This is a genomic window from Nocardia speluncae NBRC 108251, from assembly GCF_001613245.1.
GTDB classification, from domain to species: domain Bacteria; phylum Actinomycetota; class Actinomycetes; order Mycobacteriales; family Mycobacteriaceae; genus Nocardia; species Nocardia speluncae.
On record NZ_BDBZ01000049.1, the window covers coordinates 58,713 to 72,816 of the forward strand.

The window sequence follows — 14,104 nt, forward strand, 5'->3', positions numbered from 1 at the left end:
GGTCCCGCCGTTCGCCTGCTTCGCGCTCCGGGCCGCGGCTGCGCTGAACCGGCGCATACGGCCCGACCTGCGGATCCGGACCGACCGGCACCGCTTCCGGATACCTCGCACCCTAGCAATTGCCACCAGGTTTCCGGGAGAGACACTCATACCCGTCCCCCGGGCACGGTCGTGCCGGAGCTACCGAGCGCAGTCCTGCTGAACGGGCACGGGCTACGGTTGACGTCGTGTTCTGTCTTGCGGCTCTCATCCCCTCGCCGCCGGTTCTGGTTCCCGAACTGTGCGGTGGCGCGGCACCCGCCGGTGCGGCTGCTCCGGTAGCTCCGGGAGAACCTGCCGTGGCCGCATTGCGGGCTGCCGTTCTCACCATCGGACGGGAGTTGGCCGGGGTGGCGTCGCAGTGGACCGTACTGGGAGTCGACGCCACCGACCAGGAGTACGACTCCGGCGTCAGGGGCACGTTCCGGGGCTTCGGCCCGGATGTGGCGGTATCGCTCGGCGGGCCGCCCGGGACATCCGGACCGGATCCCGGCCTGCCCTTGGCGGTGCTCATCGCCGGCTGGTTGCGGGGGGAGGTCGCACCGGCTGCCCTGGTCCGGGCACAGTTGCTGGCGGCCGGCAGTTCGCCGGCGCGATGTGCCGAGGCCGGCGCCGAATTGCGGGCCGAACTCGATTCGGTGGACGAGCCGCGTGCCGTCCTGATCGTCGCGGACGGTGCCGCGACCCTGTCGAAGGCCGCACCCGGCTATTTCGACCCCCGCGCGGAGGGCGTGCAAACCGGATTGGAGCGGGCCCTGTCCGCCGGTGACCGCGCCGCGCTGCTCGATCTGGATCCCGCGCTGTGCGCCGAGCTGATGTTGTCCGGGCGGGCCGCTTACCAGGCGCTGGCCGGTCTCTTCGCCGGTGACCCGGAACCGCCCGTGGTAGCCGAATGGTACCGGGGCGCGCCCTACGGAGTCGGCTATTACGGCGGGCTGTGGCGACCGGGCGGGTCGGGCCGGTGACCGAGACCATTCGCCCGATCGCGGTGGTCGGGCCCACTGCCACCGGCAAATCGGATCTCGCGCTCGAGCTGGCCGAACGGCTCGACGCCGAGATCGTCAATATCGACGCCATGCAGCTGTACCGGGGGATGGATATCGGGACCGCGAAACTTCTGCGTGATCAGCGCCGCGGTATCCCGCATCACCAGCTCGACGTGCTCGAGGTGGCCGAAACCGCGACGGTCGCTGCCTACCAGGCGGCCGCGTCGGCCGATATCGAGGCGATCATGGCGCGCGGGCGGCTCCCGATCATCGTCGGCGGTTCGATGATGTACGTGCAGGCGCTGCTGGACCGGTGGGAGTTCCCGGCCACCGATCCGCAGGTGCGCGCAACCTGGGAGGCATTGCTGGCCGAGGGCGGTGTCGCCGCCGTGCATGCCGCATTGCGGCGGGCGGATCCGGCCGCCGCGGCCACCATTCTGCCCACCGACGGCCGCCGGATGGTGCGCGCGCTGGAGGTCGTCGAACTGACCGGCAAACCCTTCGCGGCGTCGGCACCGGCGGTCGGGGAACCGCGCTGGGGAACCCGGATCCTGGGCGTGGATCGCGACACCTCCGAGCTGGACGCGCGGATTGCACAGCGGACGGCGTCGATGTTCGATACGGGCCTGGTCGAGGAGGTGCGCGGGCTGATCGGCCGCGGTTTGCGGGAGGGACAGACCGCGCGCCGTGCGATCGGGTATGCCCAGGTGCTGGCGTTTCTTGATCAGGAGTACGACCTCGACGCTGCCCGGGAGCGCACCTTCATCGGCACCCGGCGTTACGTCCGGCGGCAGCGCTCCTGGTTCCGCCGGGATCACCGGGTGCGCTGGGTGGATGCGGCGAACCCGGCGGCCACCGGGGTCGCTCTATCGCTGCTGGAAGACTCGGGTGGCTCCGATATCGCGCGCCCCGGGGCTCGTTCCGGCACAGTCACAGGTACCGGCGGGCGCCCTGCCACGGTCTCCGGCACGCCGGGTAACGCCGCGTTCTCGGCGCGGCATCCCGGGGCGCCGCCGGCCACCGACCCTGCTGCACCGCCGGCGCGCGACTCGAACGAGCAGGTGAGGCACGATCCCTCGGCCTCTCCGGCGGAAGAACCCACAACGAAGGAGTCCACCCCGCCGTGACCCGGCAGATACACAGCCGCAATGCCGCTGTCCAGGTATGGACGGCCTATTTGGACAACCGGACCACCCGGAATCGGGACGGTCGGTTCCTGGTGCACGGAGTCCGGCCGATCACGCAGGCATTGGCCTGCGACTGGCCGTTGGAAACCCTGCTGTACCGGCTGGGCGATGAGCCCGGACTGTCTGTGTGGGCGCGGGAGGTTCTCGACAGCAGTCCGGTGCCGGTCGTCGGGCTGGCACCGGAGCTGATGGCGGAACTGGGGGAGAAGAGTGCAGGCGCCCCCGAACTGGTCGCGGTCGCCGAGCAGGTCCCTGCCGGGCTCGCCGGCCACGAGGTCGGCGAGCCCGGTGAAGCCCCGGTTGTCGTCGTGTTCGATCGCCCGAACTCGCCGGGCAACCTCGGCACTCTCATCCGGTCCGCCGATGCGTTCGGTGCCTCGGCGGTGGTGGTCAGCGGGCACGGCGCCGACCAGTACGACCCGCGGTGCGTCCGGGCGTCCACCGGTTCACTGTTCTCGATGCCGGTGCTGCGGGTGGCGGGTCCGGCTGACGTACTTGCGTTCCGGGACCGGCAGGTCGAGCGGGGGATACCCACGCGGATCGTGGGTACCGACGAGCGTGGCGACCGCGCCGTTTTCGATCAGGATCTGATCGATGCCACGATCCTGGTGCTCGGCAACGAGACCGGCGGTATGAGCGCTGCGTGGTCTGCGGCCTGCGACGATACGGTCACCATTCCGATGGGAGGAACCGCCAGCTCGCTGGGTGCGCCGTCGGCCGCGGCGGTGGCGCTGTACGAAATTTCCCGGCAGCGCCGGACGTTTGCCAGATGAGAATAGCGACCGAGGAGAACCTACCGACGTGCACGGAGGCGAAGACGTGAGCACCCGTAACGGGGAAGCCGTCGAATTCACCAAGGGTCACGGCACCCAGAACGATTTCGTGGTGCTTCCCGACCCGCAGGTGCGGCTGGACCTCACTCCCGCCCGCGTGACGGCGCTGTGTGACCGGCGCCGCGGGCTGGGCGCCGACGGTGTGCTGCGGATCGCGCGCGCCGGGCGGTTACATGCGGCCGGTGTGCTGGCGGAACTACCCGCGGGAGTGGGCCCCGACGATTGGTTCATGGATTACCGCAACGCCGACGGTTCGGTTGCCGAGATGTGCGGGAACGGGGTGCGCGTTTTCGCCCACTACCTGGCGTACCGCGGGCTGGCCGCAAGCGACCGTTTCGTGGTGGGTAGCCGGGCGGGCGCGCGCCCCGTCGTCGTGCACACCGCCGGTGCGGTACACGGCGAGGTGAGCGTGGATATGGGCGCGCTGCGGATTCTCGGGGAATCGACGGCCACGCTGGCCGGTCGGGGCTACGGGGGGCTGGGTGTGGATGTCGGTAATCCGCACCTCGCCTGCGTAGACAGCTCCCTGACTGCCGAATCGCTGGCCGAACTCGACCTCACGGCGCCCCCGGAACATGACCCCGCAATGTTCCCGCGTGGGGTCAATATCGAGATCTTGACCGGCCTCGATGCCGACGGCAGTGTCGATATGCGGGTATACGAGCGTGGCGTCGGCGAGACCCGGTCCTGCGGTACCGGCACGGTCGCGGCAGCGGCTGCGGCGCTGGCAGCGGACGGTTTCGACCTGAGCACGGGCAGTGGCGGAGTCACCGTCCGGGTTCCCGGCGGACAGGTCCGGGTCGGCGTCCGTGCGGGCGTAGCGTCGTTGCGCGGCCCATCCGAACTGGTGGCGAGCGGAGAGCTGGCCGCGGACTGGTGGGATGCGCAATAAACCCCCTACCGGGAAAATCGAATGCGCCGGCCAGCGCATGGTGGCAGCATGGAAGGCGTATGAGAAGCACTGACACGTCCGGGACCGGCGAATGGTCCCATGAAGCGTTCGACGCGGAATCATCCGGATACGATCCGGATGATTCCGGGGACGCTGTCGATATCAGCGTCGCGGGTCGCGACGGCGGTCAGGCCGCGCCCGGTCGCCGGGGTGGCTGGGCCGCAGATCCCACCACGGGTGAACTCCAACTGGAGGATCGCAGCGCGTTACGGCGTGTTGCCGGTCTGTCCACCGAGCTCACCGATATCACCGAGGTCGAATACCGGCAGCTCCGCCTGGAGCGCGTGGTGTTGGTCGGGGTCTGGACCGAGGGCAGCGCCGCGAGCGCGGACGCGAGTATGGCAGAACTGGCCAGGCTCGCCGAGACCGCGGGATCCGAGGTACTCGAGGCGGTCATCCAGCGCCGTGACCGCCCCGACCCGGCCACTTATATCGGTTCCGGGAAGGCCGAGGAACTGCGCGCGGTGGTGTTGTCCACCGGCGCGGATACCGTCATCTGTGATGGTGAGCTCACGCCTGCCCAGCTGACCGCGCTGGAGAAGGTCGTCAAGGTCAAGGTGGTCGATCGGACCGCGCTGATTCTCGATATCTTCGCCCAGCACGCCACCTCCCGCGAGGGTAAGGCACAGGTCGCGCTGGCGCAGATGGAGTACATGCTGCCGCGGCTGCGCGGCTGGGGTGAATCCATGTCGCGGCAGGCGGGCGGCCGGGCCGGTAGCAACGGTGGCGTGGGTCTGCGCGGCCCCGGTGAGACCAAGATCGAAACCGATCGCCGCCGGATCCGGGAGCGGATGGCCAAGCTGCGCCGCGAGATCCGTGAGATGAAAACCGCCCGTGACACCAAACGCGCGCGCCGCACATCGAGCGGTGTACCGGCCGTGGCGATCGTGGGCTACACCAACGCCGGGAAATCGAGTCTGATGAACGCGCTGACCGGCTCCGGGGTACTGGTGCAGGACGCCTTGTTCGCCACACTGGATCCGACCACCCGCCGGGCGCAGCTGGAGGACGGTCGCGAGGTGGTGTTCACCGATACCGTGGGATTCGTCCGGCATTTGCCCACCCAGTTGGTCGAGGCCTTCCGCTCCACGCTGGAGGAGGTCACCGGCGCCGATCTGCTGCTGCACGTGGTGGACGGTTCCGATGCGCTGCCGGTCGAGCAGATCAAGGCGGTACGCGAGGTCGTCACCGATGTGGTGCGCGAATCGGGTCTGCCGGCGCCCCCGGAACTGCTCGTGGTCAACAAGATCGATGAGATCGATCCGGTGGGACTCACCAGGCTGCGCGGGCTGCTGCCGGGTGCCGAATTCGTTTCCGTGCACAAGGATCTCGGCATCGAACGGCTGCGGACCAGGCTCGGCGAAGTACTCGGTGGGCTGGATGTGGAAGTAAGCGTATTGCTCCCGTACAGCCGCGGTGATCTGCTTGCCCGGATCCACGCCGACGGCCGGATCTCGCAGTCCGAGCACACCGAGCACGGCACCCGGGTGCAGGCGCGGGTACCGCGTGCGCTTGCCGCCGCGCTGTCCGACTACGCGCATGCGGGGGCCGCCGAAACGTGACGGTTACCGCCGCGCGTCGGGGGCGCTGATTCCGGCCGCCGGAGTGTGGGACTTCGCATAACCGGGTGTGAATACCGCTGATGTCGATTCACAATCACTATCGATCGACTTCAGGAGGGATTCATGGGGAACACAGGCGGACGCTCCACTGCCGGCAGGGGCCGGCAACGCAATGCCGTGGCACAGCCGCAGCTCAGTGACGGGGCACCGTTATCGATCGACCTCGGTACCACCGACCTCCGGTTCCTGGAGGCGCTGCTGGCGCCGGTACGGGCATGGAGTGCCCCCCGGTTCTTCGGTTTGTCGAATATCCCCGAGTCCGGGCCGGTGCTGCTGGTCGCGAACCACAATCTGCTCGGCCTGATCGACGCTCCGCTGCTGCTGCCGGAGGTGCTGCGGCGGCGGGGCAGGCTGATCCGTGGTCTCGCCGAGAATGTCCTGATCCGCGTTCCGGGGGTGCGGCATATGCTGCACCACTATGGTTCGGTACGCGGGACCAGGGAGAACTGCCGGACGTTGCTCGAACACGGTGAGGCGGTGATCGTCTTCCCCGGTGGCGGCCGCGAGGCGATTCGCCGCAAGGGGGAGAAGTACACGCTGCGCTGGGAGGGGCGCACCGGTTTCGCCCGGATGGCGATCGAATGCGGAGTACCGATCCTGCCGGTGGCGATGATCGGGATCGATGATGCCTACGACATCCTCGCCGATAAGGACGATCTGCTGTTGCGCCCACTCCGGCGCGTGGTCGAGGGGCTCGGTATCCACGCCGAGCTCACCCCACCGCTGGTGCGCGGGCTGGGACCGACTGTCATACCGCGTCCCGAGCGCTTTTATTTCTCGGTCGGTACCGCGGTCGACCCGCAGCCGTGGTGTGCGGCGAACGATCGCGCCGAGGCCGCGCAGCAGTTGTCGCTTGTGGTGCAGAAGGCCCTACGCGAGGAGTTGACCTTCCTGCTCGGTGAACGCGATCGCGACCGCGGCCGCACCCTCGCCGGGCGCCTGCGTGAGCTGCTGCCGGTTTGAGCGTTCCCTCGCGCACTCGCGGTGGGTGAATGGTAAGGCGGAGTGGAGATCGGCTCCGAGGTAGCAACACCAGCCAATTCCAGGCGCGAAGTAAACAACCATTCGCAATCCGGGTACGGTGGATCACAGCGACGGGCCGGTGCGGCCCCGTCGGAGTGTTCACTAGGAGGTAGGTGTGGAGCGCACACTGTTCGAACCCGAGCACGACCTGTTCCGGGAGTCGTACCGCAAGTTTCTCGAGACGCATGTGGCGCCGTTTCACGACCAGTGGGCGGAGCAGGGGGCCGTGGACCGTTCCGTCTGGCTGGAAGCCGGTAAGCAAGGCTTTCTCGGTATGGCGATGCCGGAGGAGTACGGCGGCGGCGGGGTGCAGGATTTCCGCTACAACTCGATCCTCACCGAGGAGACGGTGCGCGGACAATACTCCGGCCTCGGTTTCTCGCTGCACAACGACGTTATCGCGCCGTATCTGCTGGAGCTTGCCAACGAGGAGCAGAAGAAGCGCTGGCTGCCCAAGTTCTGTTCCGGTGAGCTCATCACCGCCATCGCCATGACAGAACCGGGTACCGGTTCGGACCTGCAGGGCATCAAGACCCGCGCAGTTCGCGACGGTGACGACTGGGTGCTCAACGGTGCGAAAACGTTCATCACCAACGGCATCCACTCCGATCTCGTCATCGTGGTCGCGCAGACCGACCCGGAGAAGGGCGCCCAGGGCTTCAGCCTGCTGGTGGTCGAGCGTGGTATGCCGGGTTTCGAACGCGGCCGCAACCTGGACAAGCTCGGCCTGAAGGCGCAGGACACCGCCGAACTCAGCTTCACCGATGTCCGGGTGCCCGCCGCCAATCTGCTGGGTCAGGAGGGGATGGGCTTCATCCACCTCATGCAGAACCTGCCGCAGGAACGGCTCTCGATCGCGGTCATGGCGGCCGCGGCGATGGAAGCCTGCCTGGATATGACCTGCCAGTACGTTCGTGACCGCAAGGCCTTCGGCAAACCGATCGGCGCGCTGCAGAACACCCGGTTCGTGCTGGCCGAGCTGGCCACCAAGACCACCGCGGTGCGAGTACTGGTGGACCGCTGTATCACCGAGTTGAACGCTGGGAAGCTGTCGGTCGAGGACGCGGCCATGGCCAAGTGGTGGAGCACCGAGGAGCAGGTCGCGCTGATCGACCGCTGCCTGCAGTTGCACGGCGGGTACGGCTATATGCGCGAATATCCGATCGCCCAAGCCTATCTGGACGCGCGGGTGCAGACCATCTACGGCGGTACCACCGAGATCATGAAGGAGATCGTCGGGCGCAGCCTGAAGCTTTCCTGATCGGTCGCGATCCGGGACGGATTGATTCACCGAGGGCAGGGTATCCAGCGGGTGCCTTGCCCCTCGGCATCTCGGTCATGCTGTCCCGGCCGAAACGTGCGAAGCCGGGAACTGGGCTGCACGTAGCCGTGATCGCAGCCGCGCCGGACGGTACGGTCGCGCGCGGGTTCGGTCAGGCAGACGGTGGTGAATTCGGTTGCGGCATCGCGCTATCGGTTTCTGTCTGTGGTGACCGTTAGGCTCTCGCACATGAGTCTGGAGCTGGATACCCATCACTATGCCGAAGCAGTGAAACGCAATGATCTCGAGTATCTCGGCGAACTGCGGGAAGAGCTCCAGGCACTGAACGAGCTGCTGGAGGGAGAGGGGCTGCCGGCCCACGAGGAACCGGAGCATCGCGGCACGGACACCGCACGGGATCGCACCGGCAGCGTTCCCTACAGCTTCGTCCATTATCTGCGGCGCGCCTACGCGTGTTCCCTGGAGTACCCCGATCGGCCGCTGGAACCTGTTGCCCCGGGGGTGGATCCGGCCGACGATCCGGCCGTGGACAAGTTCACCTACAGGTTCGATTCCCACCTGGTGTGCCATTCCGACTGCGAGGGGTACTACCTGCCGGTCGAATTCGACCACGTACTTTTCCCGGACGACGAACTCGAAATCCCCGGCGGAATGGTGGGATCGAGCGTCGCACTGTTGCGTGAACTCGTCTATGTCGCACCGTATCTCGGCATCGCCCTCGATAATGAAGGCGAGCTGTCCGATAACGAGATCGAAAGCATCTACGCCGCACACGGTGACGACGACGATCACCCGTTCTACCGCGAGAGGGAGACCTGGGTGCTCTTCTACGAGGCAGCGCGGATTTCGGTGACAGCGGGCACCGTGATCACCTTCTGCTGACGACAGTGGCGCGCGGGGGTCGGATGACCACGCGCGCCACCGTACGGGCGACGGTCAGGAGCGGCCGGCGCCCGGCTCACGTCCGGGGCCGGTGACCAGAGGCAGATCCAGGGTGGTGCGGATTCCCGGTGCCGCCGCGACTACCGCGGGAATGGCATTGACCACGCGCATCGCCGTGGCCACCAGCCCGGCATGATTGTGGTCGCCGTGATCGCTGGCCAGGCAGATATCCATGCTGTAATGCGGTTCCCCGGTGATCTCCACTCGGTAGGACCCGCCCTCCTGCGCGGGCTGCGGCCACTCCGGGGCCAGGTCGGCGCGCAGCCGGGTGACGTGTTCGAGCACCGTGACCACTTGGTCGCCGACCATTCCGCGAACCTCGAAACGCAGCCCGGCGGTGGTGCCGGCCGCGATCGAGCCCGCCGCGATCTCGAAATCCTCCGGTGCGGGGATTCTTTCGTGAGTTTCGGTGACGCTGTCCAGTTCCACCCCGAGTCCGGCCGCCAACTGCCGCACTACGCTGCCCCAGGCCAGGGACAGCACCCCGGGCTGGAGCAGCAGGGGGGTTTCGTCCATTGATTTCCCGAAGCCCATGATGTCGAACATCACGGCCGCGTTGTCATAGGTGGCGTAGTCGACGATCTCCATACAGCGGATCCGGTCGACCCGTTGGCAGGTACCCGCAAGCGCCAGGGGCAGTAGATCATTGGCGAAGCCCGGGTCGATGCCGTTGACGAACAGCGAGGCGCTACCCGCCACCGCGGCCTCCTCGACGGGGCGCAGCAGGTCGTCCGGCAGGACTTGCCACGGGTACTGCAGGAAGACCGGGGCGCTGGCCACAATATCGATACCCGCCGACAGGATCGTCCGCATATCGCCGAGAGCTTCCACAAGCCGGTTATCGGTCATGGCGGTGTAGACCACCACGTCGGGTTTCGCGGCGAGCAGAGCCGCCGTATCGGTGGTTGCCGATATGCCGGTCCGGATCTCGAGGCCCGCAAGCTCACCGGCGTCGCGACCCTCTTTATCGCTGCTGGACACTCGAACGCCTACGAGCTCGAGCCGCGGGTCGCCGATAATGCCGGCCAGGGCGTGTCTGCCGACATTGCCGGTGCCCCAGTGCACAACGCGATAGGTCATGATGTCACCTCACAGATCCGGGATCGGCATATCGAGATTCGGTGCGATCAGTCCGCCGTCGGTTTCGATCACCTTGCCGGTCAAGTAGCCGCCGGCTGGTGAGGCCAGGAACAGGGCGGTGGCAGCGATATCCGCCGGATCGCCGATCCGGCCCAGCGGGGTCGCCTTCTCCAGCGCTCCGCGCAGGTTGTCGTCGTCGGCGACCACCTTCAACGAGGAGGTCGAGATGGAGCCGGGGGCGATGGCGTTGACCCGGATTCGTGGGCACAGATCCATCGCGGACAGCCGGGTGTAGTGCGCGAGTGCAGCCTTCGCGGTGCCGTAGGCAGCGAAGGCCCGGCCCGGGAGGCGGCCCATGGTCGAGGTGATATTGATGATCGAACCGCCGTCGGCGGTATCCAGCATGATCGGTACGGCGGCCCGGATCAAGGCGTGGGCGTTGGCGACATTGAACTCGAATGCCTCCGTCATGGCGTCCGGAGAGGTATCGAGCAGCGGTTTGGGCATGGCGCCGCCGACATTGTTCACCACAACGTCGAGCCGCCCGAATTCCGCCGCGGCGGTACCGGCCAACGCGGCGCAGGCGTCGGCGTCGGAGAGATCGGCCACCACGGTATGGGCTCGCCGGCCGAGAGCGCGGATCTGCCCGGCGACTGCGTCCAGATCGGATTCGGTGCGGGCGGCGATCACGACGTCCGCGCCGGCCTCGGCGAAGCCCAGCGCGATAGCGGCGCCGAGACCGCGTCCCGCGCCGGTGACGACGGCGACTCGGTCGTCGAGCCGGAACCTGTCCAGAATCATGGGCTCCTCCTGAAGGGTCTACTACGCTGATGACGACTATTCGACAAACTGATACCGAATAGTCGATGCAGTGTAGGGCCCGCGCGGGCCGGCGACAAGGGAGCAGATAACGATGGCAGCTTCGGGATCCCCGCCCACCCGGCGGGTGGTGGCGGTCGTAGAACTGCTCGCGGAGTCACCGCGGGCACTCACGGTATCCGAGATCGTTGACCGGCTCTCGCTGGCTCGGGCGACGGTGACGGCTGTGCTCACCGAACTGTGCGCCGCGCAGTGGGTGACCCGCGATGCGAGCCTGGCATACCGGCCGGGGGCGGCTCTGTCCCGGCTGGCCGGCAGGGAGGCGGTCGCGGCGGGCGGGGCTGTCGGCGCGGAACTTGCCGCGCTGGCGGAGGCGGCAGGATGCGGGGCGACACTGAGCCGGATCGCCGGTGATCGGCTCACTATCGTCGCGAAGCACTATGCGGGCGAGACGATTGTGCCGGGTATGTCGGTGGGGCAGTCGATTCCGCTGGCATACCCGGCCGGGGCGGCGGTGATGCCGTGGCGGCCGGCAGCCGAACGGGAACGATGGTTGCGCGCGGCGGCCGGCCGCGAAGGCGCGCGGGATCTGCTCTACTTCGTCACCACACACGGATTCGCGATGTTCCGGCCGAAGGACGACGATGCCGGGCTGGTCGATGTTCTCACCGAACTGTTCGGCGCGCTCGGCGCCGAACTACTGCAACCTGCCCTGCGCGCGAAACTGCTACGCCAGCTCTCCCGGCTGACCTCGCGGGCATACACCACGGCCGATATCGCGGCCCCTCGACCGCTTCCGGTCAGCTATGTCTCCGCGCCGGTTTTCCACGGCGACGAGGTGCCCTACGAGGTCCAGTTCGGCCCGCTGCGCGCGGAGGTGGGCCCGGCCGACCGGCAGCGCTATGCCCAGCTCATCAAGGTGGGAGCCCAGGCGATCTCGGTAGCGCTGGAGGCGCGCGAGCAACCGGAGCCCGGGGCCTAGCCGCGCACCGCGAGGCGGCGCCCAGCCCGGTTCGGTGGAGGACATGCTTCGGTGACCGGTCTCCACCCGATGGGCGGGTCGTCCCCGCCGCGACGCAATCGGGCACGCCCAGCGCACCCGATCGGCCGAGTGTGGTCTATCCGGCACCCGGGCCCTTCGTCGCCGATCGGTTGATCGTGGGGCGGCGGGACGGGCGACGATTCGCTGGGGTTGTCGCTACCCCGCACTTGTTGTTCCACGTCGGCGCCGACTCCGAGTCGGCATGGACCGGCCGGCTCGCTCAGTAGTCGCGAAGCAGTTCGGCGACCATACGTGGGGTCCAATGCCCCGCCGCGCCCGGTCGCGTGGCGAGGTAGGCGGCCGTCTCGCTGTCGGACCAGCGGTGCGCCGCACGCAGGCCGATGGCGATCCGGCGCAGGTAGGCCGGTGCCGGTGGATTACCGGGGACGTCACGCCAGCGTCGATCGGCGGTGCACGTCACGATCGGCACGCCCTCGTGGGAGCCGGGGCACACCAGGGTTTCGTAGCGGCCGGGGCCGATCCGTGACCGGCCGGTGCGGAGTGCCTCGGTGAGATCCAGATCGGTTCCGGGGGGTCGGTACATCTCCTGGGTAGCGATATCGCTGAACTGCCCGCGGGTGAGTAGGTAGGCCCGGGCGGGTGTTTCGGCGGGCGTCGCGGGATCGTAGAACGCCCGGCCACCGGTCCAGATCGCCGATTCGGTGGCGAAATAGAGCACCCCCGGCAGAACGATTCCGATCGACCGGGCGGGTGGTGTCCGGTCCCGGCAACCGCGAACCGGCTGCCGGCCGGAATCGCTCGAAATCGTGCCCGGCGTTGCCACCGCACCGTCCGGGGTGTCCCCGGTGAGGTAACAGCACAGGCGGTCCGGGTCCGCATTCGACCCATAGGCCGCGTACCACACCGACTCCGGCGGGCCGGCGCCCTCGGTGCCGGAGCGTGGGCGCTCTACGGAGATGTTGTTTCCGGACATCGAGTTCACCCCGTTCCGTTGCCCACTGCGCCACGTACCCCGCGGGCTCGGGCCGGCGAGCTTCGCGAGTTCCCGGCGCGGGCCCCGGTCTTCCGGCGGGCGGAAAGATTTCCGGCACCGCGAGGATCCCTCCGGGACGATTCGCTGCGGCCCCGGCGGGATGTGGGCGCTCAGATCTTGCGGATCACCGTGACGACCTTGCCGAGGATGCGTGCGTCGTTACCCGGGATCGGTTCGAACAGTGGATTGTGCGGCATCAGCCACACGTCCTCACCGCTACGTTTGAAGGTTTTGACCGTGGCCTCGCCGTCGAGCATCGCGGCGACGATATCGCCGTTGTCGGCCACGTTCTGCTGGCGCACCACCACCCAGTCGCCATCGCAGATCGCGGCGTCGACCATGGACTCACCGACCACTTTCAACAAGAACAGCGAGCCGTCGCCGACCAGTTCGCGGGGTAGGGGGAACACGTCCTCCACCGCCTGTTCGGCCAGGATCGGGCCACCGGCGGCGATCCGCCCGAGTACCGGTACGTAGGTGGGGACGGGGTGGTCGGCGTTGCTGTCCTCGGTGGCCGGCGCCGCTCCTGCGGCCCTCGAGGCGCCGGCGGGCGCCAATGTGGTGACCGAACGAACTGCTTCGTCCATGCCTCGTACATCCACGGCGCGTGGGCGATTGGGGTCGCGGCGCAGATAGCCCTTTCGTTCCAGGGTGCGCAACTGGTGGGCGACGGAGGAGGTGGAGTTCAGCCCCACCGCGTCACCGATCTCGCGGATGCTGGGCGGATAGCCGCGCAGGCTCACCGAGGAACGGATCACGTCGAGCACTTTGCGCTGACGCACGGTGAGATCCGCCCCGGTCGCCGGCTCGGGGCCGTTGCCGGCCCCGGCCCCGTCACCCGTGTTTGATTGGCTCACCACAACCGCCCTTTCTCGTCGGTCTTCGCGGCCGGTGGACCCGCGCCCGGCGGGCGGATCCACTCCGGACGTGCTCGAAGTTCATACCGTGCAGTGAATCTAGTCCGACCGCTGCGATCTATCAAACATCTGTTCGAGGCATGTCCGGCGTTGCTACTGACATCATCCCCCTTTGCGTGGTAGAAATCGAACATCAGTTCGTCGAACATTTGATCGAATACCGCCCGAGGTTCCGCGAGCGACCAGCACGGAGGTCCATCCGATGAACACTGCGATCAGCGTGACCGGCACCGGTGCGTGGGAAGACGCCACCACCCGAACGGCACCCGTCCCCATCCCGCCGGGGCAGCCCGGAACGTGCCGTCCAGGTGAAGGCGAGTCACCGGTGCGGGTCCCGCACCCCGACCGCGCGCCCCGGCCCTGCACCGCGGTCGCGCGGCCGGGGC

At 68.0% G+C, this 14,104-nt stretch carries 13 protein-coding genes and 1 pseudogene; 10 read left to right on the forward strand and 4 right to left on the reverse strand.

The window, feature by feature from the left end; genetic code table 11:
• The first annotated feature begins 227 nt into the window (after positions 1–227).
• The 8 genes and pseudogenes from NS6_RS32685 (at position 228) to NS6_RS32720 (ending at position 8,806) form a co-directional block, all read left to right on the forward strand.
• On the forward strand, positions 228–1,004 hold the full coding sequence (locus NS6_RS32685; RefSeq protein WP_068050074.1) for a class III extradiol ring-cleavage dioxygenase family protein: 777 nt from the start codon (positions 228–230) through the stop codon (positions 1,002–1,004).
• Positions 1,001–1,912, forward strand: a pseudogene (miaA, locus tag NS6_RS32690) (tRNA (adenosine(37)-N6)-dimethylallyltransferase MiaA); the annotation flags it as partial. The gene NS6_RS32685 and the pseudogene miaA, both read left to right, overlap by 4 nt.
• Before the next feature lie 236 nt (positions 1,913–2,148).
• The gene (locus NS6_RS32695; protein WP_068050076.1) at positions 2,149–2,985 is read left to right on the forward strand and encodes a TrmH family RNA methyltransferase; all 837 of its coding nucleotides are present in this window, start codon (positions 2,149–2,151) and stop codon (positions 2,983–2,985) included.
• A gap of 46 nt (positions 2,986–3,031) precedes the next feature.
• Positions 3,032–3,937, forward strand: coding sequence for a diaminopimelate epimerase (dapF, locus tag NS6_RS32700; RefSeq protein WP_068050078.1), 906 nt, complete (start codon positions 3,032–3,034; stop codon positions 3,935–3,937).
• A 59-nt stretch (positions 3,938–3,996) separates the two neighbouring features.
• Complete coding sequence (gene hflX, locus NS6_RS32705) at positions 3,997–5,559, forward strand: GTPase HflX (RefSeq protein ID WP_084471663.1); 1,563 nt, start codon at positions 3,997–3,999, stop codon at positions 5,557–5,559.
• A gap of 123 nt (positions 5,560–5,682) precedes the next feature.
• The gene (locus NS6_RS32710) at positions 5,683–6,582 is read left to right on the forward strand and encodes a lysophospholipid acyltransferase family protein (protein ID WP_084471665.1); all 900 of its coding nucleotides are present in this window, start codon (positions 5,683–5,685) and stop codon (positions 6,580–6,582) included.
• A 175-nt stretch (positions 6,583–6,757) separates the two neighbouring features.
• Complete coding sequence (locus NS6_RS32715; protein WP_068050080.1) at positions 6,758–7,903, forward strand: acyl-CoA dehydrogenase family protein; 1,146 nt, start codon at positions 6,758–6,760, stop codon at positions 7,901–7,903.
• Between the two features lie 249 nt (positions 7,904–8,152).
• Positions 8,153–8,806, forward strand: coding sequence for a putative DNA-mimic protein (locus NS6_RS32720; protein WP_068050082.1), 654 nt, complete (start codon positions 8,153–8,155; stop codon positions 8,804–8,806).
• 54 nt (positions 8,807–8,860) lie between these two features.
• On the opposite strand, the gene NS6_RS32725 is transcribed toward NS6_RS32720, so the two are convergent.
• Positions 8,861–9,946 carry an NAD(P)H-dependent amine dehydrogenase family protein gene (locus NS6_RS32725; protein WP_068050084.1) on the reverse strand — a complete coding sequence of 362 codons (1,086 nt, stop codon included), beginning with the start codon at positions 9,944–9,946 and terminating at the stop codon, positions 8,861–8,863.
• Positions 9,947–9,955: 9 nt separating this feature from the next.
• Positions 9,956–10,747, reverse strand: a complete 792-nt coding sequence (locus NS6_RS32730; protein WP_068050087.1) for an SDR family oxidoreductase — start codon at positions 10,745–10,747, stop codon at positions 9,956–9,958.
• 112 nt (positions 10,748–10,859) lie between these two features.
• On the opposite strand from NS6_RS32730, the gene NS6_RS32735 reads away from it, so the two are divergent.
• On the forward strand, positions 10,860–11,747 hold the full coding sequence (locus tag NS6_RS32735; protein ID WP_068050088.1) for a helix-turn-helix domain-containing protein: 888 nt from the start codon (positions 10,860–10,862) through the stop codon (positions 11,745–11,747).
• Between the two features lie 280 nt (positions 11,748–12,027).
• Here NS6_RS32735 and NS6_RS32740 read toward each other — a convergent pair whose 3' ends face one another.
• Positions 12,028–12,741 carry a histone deacetylase gene (locus NS6_RS32740; protein WP_245669596.1) on the reverse strand — a complete coding sequence of 238 codons (714 nt, stop codon included), beginning with the start codon at positions 12,739–12,741 and terminating at the stop codon, positions 12,028–12,030.
• 170 nt (positions 12,742–12,911) lie between these two features.
• Positions 12,912–13,583 carry a transcriptional repressor LexA gene (lexA, locus tag NS6_RS32745; RefSeq protein ID WP_371859389.1) on the reverse strand — a complete coding sequence of 224 codons (672 nt, stop codon included), beginning with the start codon at positions 13,581–13,583 and terminating at the stop codon, positions 12,912–12,914.
• Between the two features lie 337 nt (positions 13,584–13,920).
• Between lexA and NS6_RS35540 the strand changes: the two genes are divergently transcribed.
• The coding region (locus tag NS6_RS35540; protein WP_210747571.1) for a hypothetical protein at positions 13,921–14,104 on the forward strand (184 nt) is incomplete at its 3' end.